This is a genomic window from Salinimonas profundi (genome assembly GCF_014750655.1).
Lineage (GTDB): Bacteria > Pseudomonadota > Gammaproteobacteria > Enterobacterales > Alteromonadaceae > Alteromonas > Alteromonas profundi_A.
Window position 1 is genome coordinate 109,044 of record NZ_JABBXD010000001.1, and the last position, 20,122, is coordinate 129,165.

Annotated in this window: 21 protein-coding genes; 10 read left to right on the forward strand and 11 right to left on the reverse strand. The window is 46.4% G+C overall.

The features are described 5' to 3' along the window. Window positions 1-171 precede the first annotated feature (171 nt). The 5 genes from HHX48_RS00470 to HHX48_RS00490 are packed head-to-tail and all read right to left on the reverse strand — an operon-like array spanning window position 172 to window position 5,781. Entirely contained in the window at window positions 172-2,220 is a 2,049-nt protein-coding gene (locus HHX48_RS00470) for a response regulator (RefSeq protein ID WP_191021685.1), read from the reverse strand. Between the two features lie 22 nt (window positions 2,221-2,242). Beyond that, complete coding sequence (locus HHX48_RS00475) at window positions 2,243-2,695, reverse strand: response regulator (protein WP_191021686.1); 453 nt, start codon at window positions 2,693-2,695, stop codon at window positions 2,243-2,245. Next, a complete protein-coding gene (locus HHX48_RS00480; RefSeq protein WP_191021687.1) occupies window positions 2,685-4,199 on the reverse strand; it encodes a sensor histidine kinase in 1,515 nt (504 codons plus the stop codon). The genes HHX48_RS00475 and HHX48_RS00480 overlap by 11 nt, the downstream gene beginning before the upstream one ends. A 4-nt stretch (window positions 4,200-4,203) precedes the next feature. Further along, window positions 4,204-4,431 carry a HAMP domain-containing histidine kinase gene (locus HHX48_RS00485; RefSeq protein ID WP_191021688.1) on the reverse strand — a complete coding sequence of 76 codons (228 nt, stop codon included), beginning with the start codon at window positions 4,429-4,431 and terminating at the stop codon, window positions 4,204-4,206. 15 nt (window positions 4,432-4,446) lie between these two features. After that, a complete protein-coding gene (locus HHX48_RS00490; RefSeq protein ID WP_191021689.1) occupies window positions 4,447-5,781 on the reverse strand; it encodes a sigma-54-dependent transcriptional regulator in 1,335 nt (444 codons plus the stop codon). Between the two features lie 206 nt (window positions 5,782-5,987). Here HHX48_RS00490 and HHX48_RS00495 point away from each other — a divergent pair, with 206 nt between their 5' ends. Next, window positions 5,988-6,584 carry an exopolysaccharide biosynthesis protein gene (locus HHX48_RS00495; protein WP_223857947.1) on the forward strand — a complete coding sequence of 199 codons (597 nt, stop codon included), beginning with the start codon at window positions 5,988-5,990 and terminating at the stop codon, window positions 6,582-6,584. Here HHX48_RS00495 and HHX48_RS00500 read toward each other — a convergent pair. The 3 genes from HHX48_RS00500 to HHX48_RS00510 all read right to left on the reverse strand — a co-directional run bounded on the left by HHX48_RS00500 (window position 6,565) and on the right by HHX48_RS00510 (window position 9,994). Further along, on the reverse strand, window positions 6,565-8,439 hold the full coding sequence (locus HHX48_RS00500) for a putative bifunctional diguanylate cyclase/phosphodiesterase (RefSeq protein WP_191021691.1): 1,875 nt from the start codon (window positions 8,437-8,439) through the stop codon (window positions 6,565-6,567). The genes HHX48_RS00495 and HHX48_RS00500 overlap by 20 nt on opposite strands. Before the next feature lie 202 nt (window positions 8,440-8,641). Further along, window positions 8,642-9,559, reverse strand: a complete 918-nt coding sequence (locus HHX48_RS00505) for a LysR family transcriptional regulator (protein WP_191021692.1) — start codon at window positions 9,557-9,559, stop codon at window positions 8,642-8,644. 84 nt (window positions 9,560-9,643) lie between these two features. Then, complete coding sequence (locus HHX48_RS00510; RefSeq protein ID WP_191021693.1) at window positions 9,644-9,994, reverse strand: rhodanese-like domain-containing protein; 351 nt, start codon at window positions 9,992-9,994, stop codon at window positions 9,644-9,646. A 176-nt stretch (window positions 9,995-10,170) separates the two neighbouring features. On the opposite strand from HHX48_RS00510, the gene HHX48_RS00515 reads away from it, so the two are divergent. Then, a complete protein-coding gene (locus tag HHX48_RS00515) occupies window positions 10,171-10,494 on the forward strand; it encodes an ArsR/SmtB family transcription factor (RefSeq protein WP_191021694.1) in 324 nt (107 codons plus the stop codon). Between the two features lie 3 nt (window positions 10,495-10,497). On the opposite strand, the gene HHX48_RS00520 is transcribed toward HHX48_RS00515, so the two are convergent. The 3 genes from HHX48_RS00520 to maoP all read right to left on the reverse strand — a co-directional run bounded on the left by HHX48_RS00520 (window position 10,498) and on the right by maoP (window position 13,120). Continuing rightward, on the reverse strand, window positions 10,498-11,814 hold the full coding sequence (locus HHX48_RS00520) for a class II fumarate hydratase (protein ID WP_191021695.1): 1,317 nt from the start codon (window positions 11,812-11,814) through the stop codon (window positions 10,498-10,500). 4 nt (window positions 11,815-11,818) lie between these two features. Further along, a complete protein-coding gene (locus tag HHX48_RS00525) occupies window positions 11,819-12,550 on the reverse strand; it encodes a PRC-barrel domain-containing protein (protein ID WP_191021696.1) in 732 nt (243 codons plus the stop codon). 210 nt (window positions 12,551-12,760) lie between these two features. Then, window positions 12,761-13,120: a DUF413 domain-containing protein gene (gene maoP, locus HHX48_RS00530; protein ID WP_191021697.1), complete on the reverse strand. Its 360-nt coding sequence runs from the start codon at window positions 13,118-13,120 to the stop codon at window positions 12,761-12,763. Between the two features lie 306 nt (window positions 13,121-13,426). Here maoP and HHX48_RS00535 point away from each other — a divergent pair, with 306 nt between their 5' ends. From HHX48_RS00535 to HHX48_RS00570, 8 genes are all read left to right on the forward strand, one after another. Continuing rightward, a complete protein-coding gene (locus HHX48_RS00535) occupies window positions 13,427-13,591 on the forward strand; it encodes a hypothetical protein (RefSeq protein ID WP_191021698.1) in 165 nt (54 codons plus the stop codon). Window positions 13,592-13,691: 100 nt separating this feature from the next. Next, window positions 13,692-14,534, forward strand: a complete 843-nt coding sequence (locus HHX48_RS00540; RefSeq protein ID WP_191021699.1) for a LysR family transcriptional regulator — start codon at window positions 13,692-13,694, stop codon at window positions 14,532-14,534. A gap of 145 nt (window positions 14,535-14,679) precedes the next feature. Then, the gene (locus HHX48_RS00545; RefSeq protein WP_191021700.1) at window positions 14,680-15,036 is read left to right on the forward strand and encodes a DUF2750 domain-containing protein; all 357 of its coding nucleotides are present in this window, start codon (window positions 14,680-14,682) and stop codon (window positions 15,034-15,036) included. Window positions 15,037-15,191: 155 nt separating this feature from the next. Next, window positions 15,192-15,434: a DUF2789 domain-containing protein gene (locus HHX48_RS00550; RefSeq protein WP_191021701.1), complete on the forward strand. Its 243-nt coding sequence runs from the start codon at window positions 15,192-15,194 to the stop codon at window positions 15,432-15,434. A 161-nt stretch (window positions 15,435-15,595) separates the two neighbouring features. After that, a complete protein-coding gene (locus tag HHX48_RS00555) occupies window positions 15,596-17,764 on the forward strand; it encodes a S46 family peptidase (RefSeq protein WP_191021702.1) in 2,169 nt (722 codons plus the stop codon). Window positions 17,765-17,880: 116 nt separating this feature from the next. Then, window positions 17,881-19,269: a ribonuclease J gene (locus HHX48_RS00560; protein ID WP_191021703.1), complete on the forward strand. Its 1,389-nt coding sequence runs from the start codon at window positions 17,881-17,883 to the stop codon at window positions 19,267-19,269. Window positions 19,270-19,354: 85 nt separating this feature from the next. After that, window positions 19,355-19,558, forward strand: coding sequence for a hypothetical protein (locus HHX48_RS00565; RefSeq protein WP_191021704.1), 204 nt, complete (start codon window positions 19,355-19,357; stop codon window positions 19,556-19,558). Window positions 19,559-19,582: 24 nt separating this feature from the next. Continuing rightward, the gene (locus tag HHX48_RS00570) at window positions 19,583-20,104 is read left to right on the forward strand and encodes a hypothetical protein (protein ID WP_191021705.1); all 522 of its coding nucleotides are present in this window, start codon (window positions 19,583-19,585) and stop codon (window positions 20,102-20,104) included. Window positions 20,105-20,122: the final 18 nt, after the last annotated feature.

Below are 20,122 nucleotides of genomic sequence, written 5' to 3' on the forward strand. Positions count from 1 at the left end.
GATTTATGAATGTATGCATTAACTACGTTGCAAAGCACATACCACGAAAAATTAATTAAAATTATCTTTTATGACAGTAGGTTAAGAAGGGTTAGGGGTGGCAGTACGCCCCCTTGCTGGTAAAAACTGCACAGCATTGTAATTCTTGCGAAGAAATTGGATAGCTGTCGTTTATGCCAGAAGAGTAGACAAATCGTCTTTACTAACAGGTTTTAACAGTGAGTGAGAAATGTTGTGAAGGGTAAGGTCACTGGCGTCAGGTTCTCTGCCGCTCACAACAACGATTGTCGTGGTATCATTGATATGCTTTTGCAGCGCATCAGCCAACTCAAAACCGTGATAATCTGGTAATGTGAGATCAAGCAATATGAAATCGTATTCCTCTTGATCAACATGGGATATTGCCTGTTCACCGGTGTTTGCAATAGCTACCTGGTGACCTTGATGGCTAATAAGTAACTGCATAAGATCGGCTGCGTCGTGATCATCTTCGATGACCAACACTCGTTTGGTATCAGAGCCTGGAGACTCTTCCGGCTGCGTATTCTCAGTTTTGTTTGAAGCATTATCGTTATGACTTATCGACGTGTCAGGACTGGCATTGGCGCCATCTGGCAGACTAACATCTGCTAGAGCAGGATCGGGCGTCCGAATAAGGTATTTGTCCAGAATCTGCATCAGCGCATTTTTTTCAATGGGTTTGCCCAAAATATCATCAAAGCCTTCGTCCATCAGCGACTGCTTCAGACCTTTACGGCTTGCCGCAGTAATTGCAACAACGGCGGTTTTGCAATTATGTTTGCGCATCGCTTTAAGTGAGTCAATGCCATTCATGACTGGCATATGTATATCCATTAAAACCAGGTGAAATGGTTTACCTTCCTGCTCCGCCATCAATACCGCTTCCAGCGCTTTGACGCCATTTTCGGCATAGGCCACCTGAGCGTGACACTGACTGACCATATGTCCGGTTAAACGACGTAACTCCCGTAAATCATCTACGATTAACACGCGACCTGAAACGTGCAGGTTCATTGCACCGGGCGTTCTTGAACTGGGCGCAGCGAGGTTCAGTTCATCGCGGGGTTGTTCGGAAATGTCACCAGGATTGATATAAAACGAGAATACACTGCCTTTACCAAAGTTAGATTCGACGGAAATGTCGCCCCCCATCTTGTGTACCAGTTCCCGACAAATCGCAAGCCCCAGTCCGGCACCGCCGTGATTGGCACGCATGACATCTTCGATTTGTTCGAATGGGTGGAAGATGTCATCAAGCTTATCCGGGGGCATCCCGATTCCAGAGTCTTTGACACTGAATCTGAGACGTTCTTCGCCGCTATTATGACTGGTGAAAACTTCGAGGGAGACCTCAATGTTTCCCGAGTCAGTAAATTTGACCGCATTACTGATAAGGTTAATTAATACCTGCCGTAAACGGGTAGGGTCTGCTTTAATTGACTCGGGTAAGGGAGACTGGCAATTTATGGATAAGCGCAACCCTTTATCTTTAGCTGCCAGGTTCATCAACGAGTGCACATCCGTCATGAAGCCCGATAAATTTATATCCTTGGGCGACAACTCCAGTTTATTGGCCATGATTCGAGACATATCGAGCAAGTCATTAAGCAGGCTCAGCAAATGTTTGCCATTAGTGTGGATGATAGAAAGCTCTTGCTGCATGCGTTCGTTGCCCGCATCATCCAGTAGCAATTCTGTGTATCCCAGAATTGAAGTTAGAGGCGTTCGTAACTCGTGACCCAGGTGGGCCAGAAATTTGTCTTTGGCTTTATTTTGTTGCTCGACCTTGTGTCTTTCAATCCGCTCATTTTCTATTTCACGACGTACCATTGCATAGCGCATTGTACGCATGAAACGTGGCGTCTCAATCTCGCTCTTTGTCAGATAATCGGCAGCGCCGGCGCGCATGACCATTTCGTCGACTTTGGCATCTGATTGTCCGGTCAATATAACAACCGGAATACTTATACCTTTGGATTTGATGATATTAAGGACATCGATGGCGTTTTCAGCGCCAAGAATATAGTCGAGCAGACAGATATCAAAAAGTTTACAACGAAACGCTGCAACGGCTTCAGCGCTGTTAGTTACCCAGGTGATATCAAACCTGGGCTCCTGACATTGCGATAAGTAATCCGCAGTAAGAAAATAGTCATCTTCATCATCTTCAATAAGAAGTACGCGGATTACATCAGTCACAGCTTATCCTAATTATAATTGCTTAGTCGTGAGGTAGTTCGACGAACTCAATCCAGTACCGGCCCAATGCACGCATTAAATCTACCAAACCATCGAAATTAACAGGTTTTGTAATGTAGGAGGCGCATCCAAGATCATATCCGCGAAGCATATCTTCTTCTTCTTTAGATGTTGTCAGGATCACAACCGGAATGCTGCGAAGCGCCGGGTCTGATTTAATCTCCTGCAACGCCTCACGGCCATCCATACGTGGCATGTTTAGGTCAAGCAAGATAAGGCTGGGGCGGGGTGAATCGCTCGGATCAGTGTATTTGCCCTCGCGACGCAGAAACTCCAACAACTCTACGCCATCTTCAACGCAATACAGGTTATTCAGAACGCGACTTTCTTTCAGTGCGTCCAGTGTTAACAACCGATCATCTTCATCATCATCGGCCATCAGAATGTTGATAGGCAAGGCTTCTTTAGCTGTCATTATTTACTACTCCCAGACTTGAAGTATTCGCGAATGGCTCACCATTCAACGGCATTATTATATAAAATTTTGCCCCTTTGTCGGGCTCACTGACAGCTTTAATCTGCCCATTGTGACGCTCAACAATCCGGCGACATACCGCAAGACCAATTCCCGTTCCTTTGTAAGTGCTGCGCCCGTGAAGTCGTTGAAATGGCGCAAAAATCTTCTCTGCGAACGACTGGTCAAAGCCGATCCCGTTATCTTCTATGGTTATTGTCGTCCAGTCAAACTGATTTACCAAATGAAGGCCTTTCAATTCGCTTTCTTCTGACTCTCTGGAAGTGATGCTGATAACCGGATTAGTGTCAGGCTTTCTGAATTTGATAGCATTGGAAATCAGGTTCAGTATGAGTTGCTCAATTTGCGATTTATCTGCCTCAATGACAGGTAATTTGCCTACTTCAACCTTTGCATCTGCTTCTTCTATGGCAATCTCAAGATCCTCGATGACCGCTGCAGTGACGTCGTTCATATCGACTTCTGTAAAATCTTTTCCGCGGGTAGACACGCGGGAGAACGCAAGTAGGTCGCTGATAAGCATCGACATTCTTTCTGCGGCATTAAGCATACGCTTCAAAAAGTCTCTGCCACGTTCGTCAATGACATCGCTGTAGCCATCATCGATTCTATTGCCAAACGCGCGAATTTTTCGCAAAGGTTCCTGTAAGTCATGAGAAGCAACGAACGCAAAATCCTCTAGCTCACGGTTACTCCGGGCCAACTCGTCTGAATAGACCTGAAGTTCCTGAGTACGCTGTGAGATTTTATATTCCAGCTCTTCATTTATATTTTCCAGCGTACGCTGGTGACGCAGGTTTTCACGCATATTCATTTTAAGTAAAACGAAGATAGCGATAACCAAAAAAGCAGTTGTCACGCCGGAAATAATCAGTGTATTAACCGAATCTCTGCGCAACTTCATCAGGTTCGCAAGGTGTTCACCCTGAACCGTTCGTTCAGACTCGTCTATTTCGGTAAAAATTGATTCGAACTGATCATATAAAAGCAAGCCCCTGTCTGACGTCACCATCTCTATTGCTGCTGCAAAATCTCCGCCTTTGGCCAGATTAACGGTAGATACCATTTCACTGATTTTTTTCCGGCTCAGGGAAATCAGCATGTTGATTTTTTCATCCTGATTAGGCAGATCGGAGACCTGTGCGCTGATTTCAACCTCATCAAACAGGCTTTCTATGCGTAGAAGGGTGGTGTTGTAATCGTCAAGGTAGCTTTCGTCTCTGGTTAGCAAGAATCCGCGCTGACCAGATTCCGCTCTTAATACCGCCATATGAAGGGTGTTGACCGAGTTAATCACCCGGTTGGTGGTAAACAGCCTGGCTTCCAGTGAGGCAAGCTCATCCAGGGTACTAACCACATAGAAGGAATTTCCGGTAATGATAAAAATAATCACGCCCAGAAGGACGACCCAGCTATAAACGGATTGTACTGCTTTATTTAGCATAGGATCATGATTCCGACTGCGAATCGCCAAGCGCATCCATCATTTGGGTAAGCGCCTCACTGCAATCCTTGGTACTTATAATAATTTTGTCCAGTGCCTGTTTGGCACGGTCCGGCGGTACACTGCCATCCAGCGCCATTTTTACCAATTCCGCTTGCATTGAAATACGGTTAAGGGGCTTTCTGGCATCATGTACGTGCGCCGCCAGGGCTGCAAACTCTTTATCATTCATAATGTCTTAACACACTTAATCGTCTTTGCTAAGGTCGCCGTATGCGTGCAAACGGTTGTAAAGGGTTTTTGTGCTGATGCCGAGCATCTCAGCGGCAAGCGTCTTGTTGCCGTTTACTTTCTCAAGCGTCGCATAGATAAGCTCTTTTTCAACATCTTCAATCGTGCGACCGGCTTGCAAGGCAGGGGTTGTAGATTGCTTTTTGGCAAAGGGCGATTCGATAGTTTTAGGCAACTCCAGCGCTGACTTGTCTGGATCGCTCATTATTGCCGCACGATGAACAAAATGACGCAGCTCTCGAACATTTCCTGGCCAGTCGTATTCTTTTAATGTTTCAAGCTGGCCTTCTTTCCAACTAAACTGTGTTTCGTTTTCACGGTTTAGCTCATCAATAAATGCTGTTGCCAGTAAGGGGATATCTTCCTTTCGCTCGCGCAAGGGCGGAATGGTGATGGGAAAAACCGCCAGACGGAAATAAATATCTTCACGCAATACTTTACTTTCTGCAATGGCTTCCATAGTTCTGTTGGTGGCAGAAACCACCCGGCAATTTACTGGTATCGTTTTAGTGCCCCCAACGCGAATCACAACCTTGTTTTCCAGCACGCGAAGCAAATTGGGCTGCATGTCTATTGGCATTTCGGTTATTTCATCAAGGAACAATGTGCCGTTCTCGGCTTGCTCGAACACACCAGACTTACGTCCAACAGCGCCGGTAAACGCGCCTTTCTCATGTCCGAATAACTCACTGCCAATCAGTTCTTTGGAAAACGCGCCGCAGTTGGTAGCGATGTAAGGGCCTTCAACATCTGATGCGGCATGAATAGCTTCTGCTACAACTTCTTTACCCACGCCGCTTTCTCCCAGCAGCATGACGTTTGCGCTGGTTCGGCTTACCCGCTCAATAAGTTTGTAAAGCTCTTTCATTGGCTTAGATTCACCAATCAGGTGGCCGAAATATTTTTTAATATTTGACCCTGAGCTTTGTGATTGAACTTCGGTCTTTCCGGAAAGCACAGCTTCGATTTCTTCGCGTTGAATCGGCTTTACCAGATAGTCAATGTTGGGACCGCACAAACCTTTGATGATACCGCGCACCGAAGGGTGACCGGTGATCAGGGTTACACGGGGGCGCTTTCCTAATGCGTCAAGCTCATCGAAAAGATGAACACCGCTGCCGTCAGGCAACATAAAGTCGAGAAGGATATGGTCGAAACTTTCTTTTTTAAGCCAGTCGCGGGCTTCTTCAAGGTTCGCCGCAGTAAGGACTTCGTGGCCTAAAAACTCAATTATCGTACAGGCGACATCAGTAAATTCAGGATCATCGTCAACGAGTAAAACAGTTAACACAAATATTTACCTTGCTTCATTTGCTTTGCCAATAAGTAAATTACTTATTTTTAACGCATTAAGATCAGTTTAATTGGCTGATGAGTTTAGCGCTAAAAGCCTGAAATTGGTAGAATCTTTATATGCTGTTTACTTTTGGCACAATACTCGCTTAGAAAATTACAATCTATTCATTTTATTTGCACAGGTAACCATCAATGATAAGCATGGCTGTTGAACGGTCCATGAGCTTGCACGAGTTGCTCGGGAAAATGCAATGCAAGGGAGATGAAGAAAAAGTCACGTTTGGTGAGTTACTTAACGTTATGGAAAAGCGTGGGTTTGGCCCCATGCTCGCCGCGCCGGCATTTATTTGCTCAACCCCGGTTGGTGCAATTCCGGGAATTCCTACGGTTACCGGTATAACGATCTTTCTTATCTCACTGCAAGTTTTACTGGCAAGAAACCATCCATGGTTACCATCTGCCATCCGTCAAATTGGCATAAATCGCGATTCACTGAATAAAGGTATTGGAAAAGCCAAACCGGCGGTAACCCATGTTGATAAACTTCTTATGCCGCGCTGGTTTTTTATGCGGCAGTTTGTTTTCAGAAGTCTCATAGCTCTGAGTTGTGCTATTTGCGGGCTGATGATGGTACCGTTGGAATTGGTCCCTTTTTTAGGATTAATTCCAGCTGTCGCTATTTTCATTATGGCAGTAGGGATGGCGACTGATGATGGCGCCGTAGCACTTTTGGGGTTGTCTATCGCAATACTGGGTATTGTAATGGGAGGACAGCAGCTTATTTCGTTAATGAGTTGACCATCACTGATTCACGGGCTGATAGCAGTGCATCAATTCCACTGGCTGGCGTGGGCTTACCGAAAAAGTAGCCCTGGCCGGTATCGCAGTTTAAACTTCGCAGTAGCGTGACCTGATTCTGCTGCTCAATCCCTTCGGCAACCACGCGGATATCCAGATTATGACAAAGCGTGATCATGGCCTCGACGATGCGGGCATCTTTGGTATTCTCAGCAATGTTCATAATAAATGCGCGATCCAGTTTTATGGTATGCACATTGAGTTCCCTTAAATAAGCAAAAGAACTCATGCCGGTACCAAAGTCATCAATTGACGTTTTCAGTCCCAGGCGGTTGAAGGCATTAATCATCCGCTTGCTCACCGCGACATCGACCATAGTGGCACTTTCGGTTAGTTCAAATTCTAACAGGGAAGGCGTAATACCACTGCTGGCCAGCAAGCGTTCTACAAATGGGACGAAGGCACTGTCCATCAGGTTATAGGCAGACAAGTTCACCGCTACGGGCATCGGGGTGCCCCGATCTTCCCAGGTTTTGATTTGATTAACTGCCCACTCGACCGTATAGCGTGTGAACGCATGAACTATCCCGCTTTGTTCTATCAGTTCAATAAAATGTCCCGGTGGCAACACACCCTCATCGGGATGGTTCCAGCGGGCTATTGCCTCAACCCCTGAAAGCTCGCCATTGGTCAGATTAACCTTGGGCTGATAATAAAGCTCAAATTGTTTTTGCTGAAGCGCGGAGCGCAACTGACTACGAAGTGTCACCTCAACGGTACTATTGTAGGCCAGTCGTTCATTGTAGACCTGAATACCCAAACGCATGCGTTTGGCTCTTAACATGGCATTTTCGGCATTCTGAACCAGAGTTTCCACAAGGTGACCGTGCTCAGGTGCGCACGCTACGCCGATACTACAACCAATCTCGAATGCGCTCTTGCCGATATTAAGCGGTTCCCTGCATTCATACAGTAGCGTAAAGGCACGGTTCATGACTTCATCACTAGGAATGTTGGGGATCCAGATAACAAATTCATCGCTTCTGTAGCGATATAACTGCATGGTATTGTCAGACATCAGCCGTAGTCGCTGGGAGAACGCTTTAAGTAGCTTATCTCCCATGTCGTGGCCCAATGCATCGTTGATGTCTCTGAACCGGTCAAGATCCAGGAACATAAACGCGCCCTGTTTATCCTGTATATCCAGGCTGGTAAGCAGCGCATTGCGGTTATAGAGCTTGGTGAGGTTATCTATCAGCGCCATCTTTTCAAGGTTTCGGTTTGCCGATTCAAACCGTCGCGCAATAAACGCTGACATGATCAGGGCAGACCATACTGATAGCCAGAATGTCAAAAATGCGGCGACAGATAATCGACTGATAACGCGCTCTGATATTTTTTGCATATCAACAGAGCGCCAGATAACGGTAAGCGGCTTGCCGGAAGGAAGGACATTACTGTGCACATAGTATTCCTCACCGCCTTCGTCAAAAAAACCGGATTGCTTTAACGGCTGAAGATACGTTTGCGGCGCCAGACGTGGGTCGCGGTACAATTCCTGATTATCCAATTCGATGATGAGAATATCCTCGGCCAGGATGGATAAATCTCTTGGCACAAGAGAAAGGGAAGAAACGGGGTTGTTATTATCAATAACCGGGGCCAGTAGCGTCTGAACGTCAGCATACTGGTCTTCAAATGCCTGTCGTTCCAGATCTCTTTCCATCTCCAGCAACAGGCTGTAACCGACATAACAAAATATAGTGATAACCAGCAAAGACAGAAGAATTGAGCCGAGCAAAAGTCGCCTTCTCAAACTGCTGTCACTTTTTACCAGCTCTAGATTATCCGGCATGACTCACTCATTGCGGTTGAACATATTTACGCTGCACATGTTCTGACGATAAACGTTATCAGTGTACATCAGATAACATTTTGATACTCGTTGAAAGTCCTGCAACCCGGTAAAGACTGAATCAGCCTTCATAATACGCTCACTGCTTATTGTTTTGTTATATGCTTGTGCCTGTTGTTTATAACGTGAATAGCAATGATCTTCAATCGCTGTGCGATAAAACGGTGGCTGTACCGGGTAACTGCATCGACTGAAAGCGTAACTCGCCGATGAATGCTCTTGCTGCAGGGCCGAGTCTGTCGCCGTCCTGAAAACTTAAATTCAATAACGCTTTTCGGTGACTGCCAGCTGCCAGGGGCAGGGGAGCAAGCTTGTTAGCTTTCAGACTGTCCTGAATCATCGCAATGGGAAGCCAAGCAAAACCGAGCCCACGCTCTATCATATCAATAGACGTGCGCACATGAGACACTGTCCAGCGCTGTTCTGCACCCAACCAACCTACATCGGCACGTCTGTCACTGGAACTGTCACGAACAACAATCTGGCGATGTGACTTGAGATCTTCTGCACTAAGGGTTCTGTTCAGCTCATGCAGCGGATGACTGGGGTGAGCAACGAGGATAAAATCAATTTCGCATAACTCTTCGCTGAATCCATTCGCTAAAGGAAACGGGGAAATCGCGATATCGACTTTTCCCTGTTGCATTAAATCATTGGCGCCGGATAGCACCGTTTCCATGATTTCAATTCTCAATAACGGATACTGGGAAGATACCTCAGATAATACCCGATACAACATCTCGGCAGGTAAGATAATGTCAATGGCAATCGTAAGTTGGGTCTCGACACCATGTTGGAGGCTGGCGGCAACAGCTTCCATTTTCTGTGCTTCTTCAAGTAAAAATGTCGCCCGGCGTAACATCAGCACCCCGGCATCTGTCAGTTTGACCTTACGACCATCATTTTCAAATAACGCTACGCCTAAAGCATCTTCCAACTTGTGAACGGCATGATGAACGGTCGACTGACTCTTGTGGACGAGCTGCGCAGCCTGGTTAAAGCCGCCAGCGTCGACCACCGCTTTAAACATGCGCCATTGTTCAAGTGTCGCCTTCAGCATTATCTTTTAACTTATAAACGATGAAATTATTAAATGGATAATGCCTTGTTTAACAGTGTTTTTCTACTTGCTATCACTGCGCAATTATTGATTAAAAGCATCCTGTATATCTTTTATATCACTGACGATAGCAGACACATTGGTATAGCCCATATTTATCATCTGCTCGGCAGCAAGCCGCGCTCTGACGCCAGTGGCGCAATGCAGGTATAGCGGCTTGTCAGGGTTTTTGAATTGGTCAAGTGCTTTCATTTCAAGCACTCCCCGGGGAATCGTAAAAGAACTACTTACCGGAGAATCAGCCAGCTCCGACGGTTCTCTGACATCAATTAAGGCACCTTTGTTCTCCGCAAGCTCTTGTTTCGCTTCTGTTGCAGTAACAGTGCGTAACGATTCGGGTAACTGCGCCAGCCGTTCCTGAATGCTTTTTAACATACATCCTCCTTCGTTTTTCTTAACCGATAAAGTCATTAGAAAATTCTTATTTGATCAATGTCTAAGCATGATTCAGCCAGATATCTTTAGACTGCTGCTTTTGTGCGATAAATGCACTTGTGCAGCTTGAGTGCTTCGCGTTTCAATATGGCTTTAAACAAATTAGTGTTGCCTTCATGTCTGCTATTTCCGAAACACAAAATAATGAATTCATTTTAGAGTATGTCAGTGAGGCAGAGCAATTCTTCAAATTGCTTGCAAATAAAACACGACTGACAGTGTTGTATTCACTGACCGATCAGGAACTGTCGGTTTCTGATTTACTCACACGAATTAATGTTACTCAACCGGTATTATCCCAACATCTGGCTTTACTTCGCGAAGCTGGCGTTGTCGCTACCCGGCGTGAAGGTCAGGTGATATTCTATCGTCTGACAGATAAACGTGTCCTTCAGACGATAGGCTTGATGAGCGAATTTTTCGACGACTCTTCACAGTAATAATTAAACCAGCTTAGCGGGATCTAACAGCGACTTTAGCTCTTTCTCTTCCAGCGACGTCATTTCTTTCGCAACGTCAAGAATATCCCGCTTTTCGTCATAGGCACGCTTGGCAATCTCCGTGCCTTTCTCATAACCTATCTTTTGATTAAGCGCTGTTACCAGAATAGGGTTTTTAGATAACACTTTCTCAAGCTGCGCTTCGTTAACCGTGAAGGTTTCTATGGCTTTTTCAGCCAGATGCTCACAACTGTTGGTCATCAAGTTGATAGCCAGCAATAAATTTTGCCCGATAAGGGGCAACATTACGTTAAGCTGGAAGTTACCGGATTGACCGGCGACCGATATGGCAGTGTGATAGCCCATAACCTGAGCGCACGCCATGGCAACTGCTTCGGGAATGACCGGGTTAACTTTTCCCGGCATAATAGAGCTGCCAGCCTGAAGTTTCGGCATTTCAATTTCTGCCAGGCCTGCTAATGGCCCACTGTTCATCCAACGCAAATCATTGCTGATTTTCATTAAAGAGGCTGCCAGTGTGTTTAACTGACCAGCCAGCTCAACGGCTGTGTCCTGCGCTGAAATAGCGGCGAAATGATTATCTGTTACAGAAAACGAGATATCGAGCTGTCGACTCAGCGCAGCGCAAACCCGCCCGCCAAACTCTTTGTGAGTATTAATTCCGGTACCTACCGCAGTACCTCCGATTGCCAGCCGGCTTAACCGCAGCAGGGTATCCTCGAGGCGCTGCTGATTCTGCATGATTTGCGCACGCCACCCGGAAAGCTCCTGACTCAACTTCACAGGCATCGCATCCATCAAATGTGTCCGGCCTGTTTTAATAACGTGGTCTAACGCTTTCATACGCGTCTCAATGTGGTCGGCCAAACTGCGCATGGCCGGCAACAGACGTGCCTGAATTTGCATCGCTGCACTTACATGAATCGTAGTAGGAATGACATCGTTGGAGCTTTGCCCCATATTGACATCATCATTCGGGTGTATTTCCTGATTTGAATATCGCGTCGCTAAGGAGGCAATCACCTCATTGGCGTTCATATTGGTACTGGTACCCGAGCCGGTTTGAAAAACATCAACCGGAAACTGCGCATCGTGTTTGCCCGCAGCAACCTCCATCGCTGCCTTGTAGATAGCCTCTGCGGTGTTGTCGTCCATTTTACCCAGTTCCTGATTCGCCGTCGCACAGGCTGCTTTAAGATAACCTAAAGCGTGAATAAAAGGCGCGGGCATCCCGTGCTGACTAATGGCAAAATTCTCACACGCCAGCGATGTCTGTTTCTGATACAAGATTTCGCTCATATTGTTACTCCGCTTTTAACAGAATTGACTCCAGGTAGCTGGCATCTGCCAGTTTATCCATGTCGATTTCTGGTTTTTCCATGAGTTGATCATGCGTGAGATTGACGTGAAGTTTATGGCTGGACCAGTCGATGGTATCGATATCTTTTGGCGAGATCGCGAGCTTTTTGCCTCCGGGCAGCCAGTTGTTCGTATCGATAACCAGTAAACGCAATGCCCACCCGGTATGATCGAAAATAAAGTCAGTAATATGACCGACATCTTCGTCCAGCGTAGCTACGTCGTAGCCATGGACTTCGCTGCATGAGCGCAGATGATTTGCCGGTTCCCCGGCATCTTCGGCCAGTGTTTGCTGCATTTCTTTATCTGCCAGCTCTGTAGGGTGTGCAAAATCGCCCCAGGCTCCCGGACCAATCCAATAGTAGCCATAGCCAAAATATTTAAATAATGTTTCTTCGTATTCTCTTGAGAGCGGCTTATGCTCGTCAATTGAGGGGCTATCCTTTAATTCCTGTGACGACATGTTTATCGCCAGCCACTGTTCGTCAGTGTTAACTTTTGAAACTGAAATTGGCGAAATAACCACTTTACGGCTCATCGGTAACCAGCTATTGGTATCCGCGACCAGGTATCGGGCAACAAAATCCTGATCGTCGAAAAGAATATCTTTACAGCCGCCTATATCACCGTCAGTAGCGTGAATAGAATAGTGAGTAATCTGTTTGTGCGAAATCATGGCTTCAATCCTCCAGATGTCTGAGCGCCTTAAGGAATAAAATGCGGCGCTGAAGCGACTTATGATTGAATTCGTGGCGGCATCCGACAAAGATCACACACAGGCAGTATTAACGCAGGGATTGCGTGGAAGTAAAACGAGGAAGATTCTTTACAGCAGAAAGGATGGATGCGGTCCTGCGGACCGCATCTTTGGTGTACAACAGGAACGCTAACCTGCTACATCATATTCTTCACTGACATAGTCATCGTCGTAATCAGCCTGGTTACTGGCGCTGCTGTGTAACGTATAAAAGTGTCGTTTACCGCGTGCCAGCTGAACGTATTTTTGCCACGCTTTTTCAAGGCTGTTGTGAGCAGGCACCTGGCCTTTGGTAAAAGCAACAAAATGAGACTCATCATCGCCTTCTGGCGCAATGGTTTCATTCTCCAATGCCAACAGTGTATTACCGTAACGGGTAAGCAGGTCAGCTTCAGAAATACTAAAGTCACCAGATTTCCTGAAGCCATAAGGAAATTTGGCTCTGTCCATAAATGGTTTAGGTGCAATACGGATATCAGGTGTGTTCATGTTCATCTCGCATAAAATAAGTTTGCAAGCGAACTTTTAGGTCAAATTTCAAAAAAAATGAAACAAAAATTTTTGTTCTTATCGGGAAAAATTTTTACTTGTCAGTTTTTAGTGGCAAAAGGCACTATAATGCCCTGCGTAGCAGAGCCGAAGGCGATCAGATCAACTGATAAAAAACGTATCAGGTTCGGGAAAAGATTATGATTTATAGAACAAATGTTTTTATCGTTACGATAATTAATATTTGTTTTAAATTTGTACAGCGGCGCAGATAATAACCTTGTCGTTCACTATTTTGAGATTGTAATGAGCAAAGACTATCGTTACCAGCGAGAAGAATGGGACTCGGTAGAAGACGATGACCATTTTGGAAAGAAAAAATCGGTTCGCCGTAACCCAACGAAAGAGCGTCAGAAGCGTGATGAGCTTAGACGCGAAAAGCAGAAAAGATTGCATCAGGAGAGTTATTAGACAATATCCTGACTTTCTTAGCGCTTTATGAGTTTACAGGTTTACAAACCTGAGTATATGTGACAGCTTTACGGGCAGGTTTTACTATTGCCCGTGAAGCATGGACATTCGCTTTTTATCTACCTTTATTGAAGTCGCTAACACGCGGCATTTCGGTAAGGCAGCAGAAAATCTGTTCTTAACACAGTCTGCTGTCAGTGCCCGTATCAAATTACTCGAAGAATATTTTCAGACCACTCTGTTTATCCGGCATCGAAATAGTATTCAGCTAACGCCTGCGGGTGAAAAGTTGTTGCCGTTTGCCCACCAGTTGAGCGACACATTAAAAGAAGCAAAGCGTGAACTTCAGCTTCAGTCAGGTGAATATATTGTCTGCGGTGCGACCCAGCTGGCCAGTGAATTGCAATTAAGCAGTACCTTGTCGGGCATACACGAGCATTTTCCTGACTGGTCGGTAAAAGCTGAAATCCTGACGCTTGATAATCTGTCTCGGCAGTTACATGAACGGGTTATTGATCTTGCTTTTTCATCAGAGCCGCTGAAATCTGAAGAGGTCATTTCACATCAGGTAAGTGCCGAACCTCTGGCCCTATATGTGGTGGGCAGAACGTCTGAAGAAATTGATGCCAATGACTATGTAGCTATCGAGTGGGGCGGTAAGGTCAGAGATCTGATTTGCCAACAATGGCCGCAGTTGCGTGATGCAAAGTTACGGACAAACTCACTCAGGCTTGGTTTAAATGCTATCGAAGAAGATGGCGGTTGTGCGGTTTTTCCTGTGCGCTTTGCACAGCAACTTTCCCATTTGTCTCTGCGCCAGGTCCATGCCCTTGATGACGTTCAGGCGTGTGTTTATCTGAACCGCCTTAAATCGGTCAAAAGGCATGCATTAACGACAGTGGTCGAGACTTTGTTTCCCTCCCATAAGACAATGGCGGTATAATTAGCCATTAACATTCGTGTTGTGCTTCTGTGCTCAGCGTGATCTGAGACCGTTTTTAGAAGTAGAAAGACAATATCGCATTACACAGCGGTTACGCGTTATCGCAAGTTTGCCCTGTCACCAATTGATATCATAGGAATTATTTATGGCTCTAGATGAACATCCCCTGTTGGGAGTGAGTGCCGCATTGCGTTTGCAAGAGACCGTTTCGGGCATCAAAGACAATCAAAAGGTCTGGATTTTGAAAGATGCAGATGGCTGCGTCATGTTAAGTACTGAAGATGAAGATGGCGTACCAGTCTGGCCTGACGCTGGCTTAGCGTTGCTATGGGCGACTGAAGACTGGGCGGATTGCGAGCCAATGGCGGTGACACTGGAAGATTGGCTTAAAAAATGGACACCGGGTCTGATGCAGGATGAACTTTGTGTCATGGTATGTCCTGTTCCCGGCGAAGACGGTGAAGTCATGGAGCCCGATGAGCTTGCTGAAAAGCTGATGTAGTTTGTCGAACGAGGTTATTAAAAGCCACTGAGCGTATCAGTGGCTTTTTTGTTTATCGCATAACGTTGCTGCGCTCTTTCATCAGCCCATGCGCTGAACTTTTTCCGCTCAGGGCCCGTTTATTACTTTTAATACAACAGGATAACGGAGCAGATATGTATACAGAACAACCAACGATGGCAGACTTGTTCACACAGCTGGGGCTTGATTCCAGCGAAGAGGGAATGGATGCTTTCATTGAAGAGCATAAAGGCATGAATCAAAGCCGACATATCGAAGAGGCACCGTTCTGGAATGACTCACAGGCAGCGTTTCTTAAGCAGGCCATCGATGAAGATGCGCAATGGGTGGTCGTCATTGATGAGCTAAATGCGTTATTGCACCATGATCACGCTTAAGCCATAAACCATCGGGACACGATTGATTACGGTAAATTCGGGATGAATTTACCGTGGCAACAAATTTACACATTTTAGTCTGCGGTTTTAGCCTTAAAGACTGGGCGCGTTAGTCATTACACGGTAGTATCACTCGGATGACACTCGAATAAGGAACTGTAATGTCTAAGAAAATAAGCTACCTGGCTGGCGCGATGCTTCTCGCCGGAACAGGCAGCGCACTCGCCAAAGAAGGCATGTTTACGCCTGAACAGCTTCCTCAAATCAGCGCAGATTTGAAAAAAACAGGATTAGAAATATCTCCCGAATCATTAAGTGATTTGACCGACTTTCCGATGGGCGCGATTGTATCGCTCGGCGGCTGCTCAGCATCCTTTGTTTCAGACAAAGGACTGGCCGTTACAAACCATCACTGTGCACGTGGTTCAGTTCAATACAACTCCACCGCTGAAAACAACTATCTGAAAAACGGTTTTCTGGCTAAAAAGATTGGCGAAGAGTTGCCCGCTGCGCCCGGGACGAGGATGTATGTCACCGTCGAATTCTCTGATGTCACAGACAAAATCCTCGGCAAGCTGGACGAAAAGGTAACCGGCAGAGAACGTTTTGACGCAATCGTGGATATGCAAAAGCAACTTATCCAGGAATGTGAATCAGAGCCGGGCTATCGCTGCTCAGTGCCTTCTTTTTATAACGGTAAAGAATACAAGCTGATTAAACAGCTTGAGATACAGGATGTTCGTATTGCCTATGCGCCTGCCGACTCAGTCGGTAAATATGGTGGGGATATTGATAACTGGATGTGGCCGCGCCATACCGGCGATTTTTCTTTTTACCGTGCTTATGTCGGAAAAGACGGTAAGCCGGCTGAGTATGCAGAAGATAATGTGCCTTATCAGCCTGAGCATGTGCTTAAGGTTTCTGCCGCTGGACTTAAAGACGGTGATTTCGTCATGGCTGCAGGCTATCCTGGTTCAACAGACCGCTATGCACGACTGGTCGCAGTTAAGCACACCTTCAACTGGTTATATCCTACCTACATTGACCTGATTGAAACGTGGATCGATACCATTGAAAAGGCGGCGCCAGAAGCCAGCGATGCGCGTATTAAGTATGAAGCGACGCTGGCTGGTCTGAATAATTTTCTGAAAAATACCAAAGGACAGATTGCTGGCGCTAAACGTGTCGGACTTGTTGAGCGACGTGAACAGCGTGAACAAGCGCTCAATAAGTGGCTGTCTTCTGCCGGCATGCGTGAATCGCAACTTGAAACAATTGCAAAGCTGGATGAGGTAGAAAAGCAGCAGTCGGCGTTAAGCAAACAAACGTTCTGGTATCGTAATATCACGCGTCCACAACTACTTAGTGCTGCGCAACGTCTTTATCGCAACGCTATCGAGCAGCAAAAACCTGATGCAGAGCGTGAGCCGGGCTATCAGGATCGCGATCAGAGTCGTTTGAAGGAAAGCATGCAACGCATTGAAAGGCGGTTTGACTCAAACGTTGATAAAGCAGTCTGGGCTACCTTCATCAAACAATACCTGCAACAACCTGCCGATGCGAGAATCGCTGCGTTTGATGAGGCATTGGGATTATCGGCTGATACGTCTTCTGCACAAGTTGACGAGATTCTGGCTGACTATTACAAGCAAACAGAAATGAACCAGGCGGATTATCGTCTTGCGTTAATTGATGCAGCACCGCAGGCGTTCAAAACCAGTGACGATCCGTTTGTAAAACTGGCTGTCGCGTTGTACGACACTGAGATGGAAAACGAAGATCGTGCGAAAAGTCTATCGGGCGAGTCAAAAGCACTGACCCCGGGCTATATGCAGGCAATTATAGACTGGCAGAAGTCGCAGGGTAGTCTGGCTTATCCTGATGCAAACAGTACGTTGCGTGTCACATACGGTAACGTTTTGGGTGGTTCACCAAAAGACGGGTTAATTTATGAGCCTTTCACCCGTCTTCAGGGCATCCTTGAAAAAGACACCGGCGAATCGCCGTTCAATGCACCGGAAAAACAGCTGAAACTGATCCGGGAAGAGACGTTTGGCCCTTACAAAATGGCGTCGATAAACAGTGTGCCGGTTAACTTTTTAAGCGATCTTGACTCTACCGGTGGGAACTCTGGCTCAGCGACGATGAACGGACGCGCTGAACTGGTTGGTCTGTTATTTGACGGCACCTTTGAAAGCGTCAACTCTGACTGGGATTTCGATCCTAAGACCACCCGCACGATTCATGTAGACACCCGCTACATGCTGTGGGTAATGGAATATGTTGATGGTGCAACTAACCTTATCGAGGAAATGGACGTAGTTAAATAAGGCGTCTGTAAGTCTGATAAAAGGCAGAGCGTTGGCTCTGCCTTTTTTATGGCATACAGTACGGCACCGGTATTTCTCTGTCATGTTACACTCACCGTCGACACCGTTTACTGAATATGGGCGTTAAGGAGGCATCTATTTCTACACTTACACCAGGTCCGGACGATTTGTGGTTCATTCCGCTTGGCGGAACCGGAGAAATCGGCATGAATATGAACCTGTACGGTCATAACGGGCAATGGTTGATGGTAGATTGCGGCGTAAGTTTTGATGAGCCATTGGTTCCCCCTTATCAGGACACTTCTCCGTCTGCACGCTTTGATATTGTTGCACCTGATCCCTCATTTATCGCACAGCAGAAAGAAAAGCTTTGTGGCATGGTGATAACGCATGGGCATGAGGATCATGTGGGCGCCGTTCCATACCTTTGGCCGAGATTGCGCTGTCCGGTTTACACCACTGCATTTACTGCCGAAATTTTGCAGCGTAAGCTTGCTCAGACCGGATTAAAAGATAAGGTACCGATCATTATCGTCGATGCGCTTAGTGAGCATCAGGTTGGTCCTTTTTCGCTTAACTGGCTGGCAGTCACCCATTCCATTCCTGAGCCATACGCACTGAAAATATCGACGCCGGCAGGCAGCGTTTTACATACCGCTGACTGGAAAATTGATGCGCAGCCGGTAACCGGTAAACCATTTGATGCGACCCTTTACCGACAGTTGGGCAGCGAAAATATCCTGGCGATGGTTGGCGATTCGACCAATGCCACCAAGCCCGGTTTTTCGGTTTCAGAGCGAAACTGCTTTGACGGCTTACTGGCTACTATCCGGCCCCTCGAAGGGCGTGTGGTGGTAAGCTGCTTTGGCAGTAACGTCGCACGTCTTATCTCGCTGGCACACATCGCTGTCAAAACCGGTCGCTATATGGCATTGTACGGCCGTTCTTTGCTTAATATGTATAGTATCGCGCGAAGGCTGGATGTTTGGCCTGACCATCTGAAACTGATTGATCCCGATCACGCCGGCTATTTACCACCAGCTGAGGTGCTGGCCGTTGCTACCGGAAGTCAGGGAGAGCAGCGGGCAGCTCTTGCTCGTATGGCCCGTGACGACCATCATCAGCTTTCTTTAGATAAAGGTGATACCGTCATTTTTTCCAGTATTGTCATTCCCGGTAATGAGCAACTTGTAGGTGCGCTCATCAGTCAGCTTAACGGGCTTGGTATTACCACAATTACCAGTGAGGATAGCCAGTTGCCCATCCATGCCAGCGGGCACCCCTGCGCAGAGGAATTAAAGCTGATGTATAGCTGGGTGAAGCCGCAAATTGCTATTCCGGTGCACGGTGAGCCAGAGCATTTGGATGCTCATGGGCAGGTCGCCAAATCCGCGGGCGTCCGAAAGCGGTATGTTGGCAGAAATGGTGACCTTTATCGGTTAGCACCTGTGACAGGTATTCGTCGGCAGGTAGTGCGCACCGGTAGGGTGCCTGTAAAAGCCTGAACCTCAAATAATTCTGCAGATTTGTTCATTCTCGACAATAATAAAACATCAGCATTCGCTGATGTTTTATTATCAAGGACTGTGTATGAAGAAGTTAATTAAAATTGCGGCGATAATTAGTACTGGGTTATTATCATTTGGTGCATCGGCACAAAAGGATGTTGAAACAGACTTATCATTTTCGATGAAAACAGTTTGCAAGGCAGTCCCACTTACGTGCGGTGTATTTCCCAGTGGCGATGGATTTGGTAGTGAGATGCCAAAGGATCCACCCAAGAAAGATCCCTGATTCTTAAAGGTAGTTTGTAAAAATTTGGACTTTATATTTCTTGATGTTACCTCTGTATTCTGGCCGTTGTTTTATACAGCGGCCTTGTTAGCGTATTCACTTTCAGTACGCAAAGTTACCCTGTTTTCCTTTATTTTTCTTGGCACTCTGGTGGTTGAGGCGCTTCACTTCGGCATAGAAAACTATGTAAAGAGTCTTAATTCGATGGAGGTGTTCTCCACACTGGGTTTTTACACCTGGTATCTGGGATTCGGAGCCTCTAATTTACTGTTTGCACTGAGCATCCTTTTACTGCGTGGGTATCTGCCGGTTATCCCAGTCCCTGTCACACGCTATTTTATCGCAATCTATACGCTGTTAGGTTTTTTACACTTGTTTACATTGCTTGAGCGCTTATCCTTGCAATCTGCACTGGTGGCAAACAGTTATCCGATGGCGATCGCATTGCTAACGCTGCTTAAGATGGCGGGACTTATCGGTTACGCCCTCTATGAAGTAGGAGCATCGCTTTACCGAAAAAAGCAGCGGGTAGATTTTCGCTATTAACACCGCGCATTCGATTGT

What these genes read in the sequence shown, in the direction of transcription:
- HHX48_RS00500 (WP_191021691.1), bottom strand. Translation starts at nt 8,439, where the DNA reads ATGCCGGATAATCTAGAGCTGGTAAAAAGTGACAGCAGTTTGAGAAGG.
- HHX48_RS00535 (WP_191021698.1), top strand. Translation starts at nt 13,427, where the DNA reads ATGAGCAAAGACTATCGTTACCAGCGAGAAGAATGGGACTCGGTAGAA.
- HHX48_RS00510 (WP_191021693.1), bottom strand. Translation starts at nt 9,994, where the DNA reads ATGTTAAAAAGCATTCAGGAACGGCTGGCGCAGTTACCCGAATCGTTA.
- HHX48_RS00545 (WP_191021700.1), top strand. Translation starts at nt 14,680, where the DNA reads ATGGCTCTAGATGAACATCCCCTGTTGGGAGTGAGTGCCGCATTGCGT.
- HHX48_RS00495 (WP_223857947.1), top strand. Translation starts at nt 5,988, where the DNA reads ATGGCTGTTGAACGGTCCATGAGCTTGCACGAGTTGCTCGGGAAAATG.
- HHX48_RS00485 (WP_191021688.1), bottom strand. Translation starts at nt 4,431, where the DNA reads ATGAATGATAAAGAGTTTGCAGCCCTGGCGGCGCACGTACATGATGCC.
- HHX48_RS00550 (WP_191021701.1), top strand. Translation starts at nt 15,192, where the DNA reads ATGTATACAGAACAACCAACGATGGCAGACTTGTTCACACAGCTGGGG.
- HHX48_RS00540 (WP_191021699.1), top strand. Translation starts at nt 13,692, where the DNA reads ATGGACATTCGCTTTTTATCTACCTTTATTGAAGTCGCTAACACGCGG.
- HHX48_RS00520 (WP_191021695.1), bottom strand. Translation starts at nt 11,814, where the DNA reads ATGAGCGAAATCTTGTATCAGAAACAGACATCGCTGGCGTGTGAGAAT.
- HHX48_RS00560 (WP_191021703.1), top strand. Translation starts at nt 17,881, where the DNA reads ATGGGCGTTAAGGAGGCATCTATTTCTACACTTACACCAGGTCCGGAC.
- HHX48_RS00505 (WP_191021692.1), bottom strand. Translation starts at nt 9,559, where the DNA reads ATGCTGAAGGCGACACTTGAACAATGGCGCATGTTTAAAGCGGTGGTC.
- maoP (WP_191021697.1), bottom strand. Translation starts at nt 13,120, where the DNA reads ATGAACACACCTGATATCCGTATTGCACCTAAACCATTTATGGACAGA.
- HHX48_RS00525 (WP_191021696.1), bottom strand. Translation starts at nt 12,550, where the DNA reads ATGATTTCGCACAAACAGATTACTCACTATTCTATTCACGCTACTGAC.
- HHX48_RS00480 (WP_191021687.1), bottom strand. Translation starts at nt 4,199, where the DNA reads ATGCTAAATAAAGCAGTACAATCCGTTTATAGCTGGGTCGTCCTTCTG.
- HHX48_RS00565 (WP_191021704.1), top strand. Translation starts at nt 19,355, where the DNA reads ATGAAGAAGTTAATTAAAATTGCGGCGATAATTAGTACTGGGTTATTA.
- HHX48_RS00555 (WP_191021702.1), top strand. Translation starts at nt 15,596, where the DNA reads ATGTCTAAGAAAATAAGCTACCTGGCTGGCGCGATGCTTCTCGCCGGA.
- HHX48_RS00515 (WP_191021694.1), top strand. Translation starts at nt 10,171, where the DNA reads ATGTCTGCTATTTCCGAAACACAAAATAATGAATTCATTTTAGAGTAT.
- HHX48_RS00475 (WP_191021686.1), bottom strand. Translation starts at nt 2,695, where the DNA reads ATGACAGCTAAAGAAGCCTTGCCTATCAACATTCTGATGGCCGATGAT.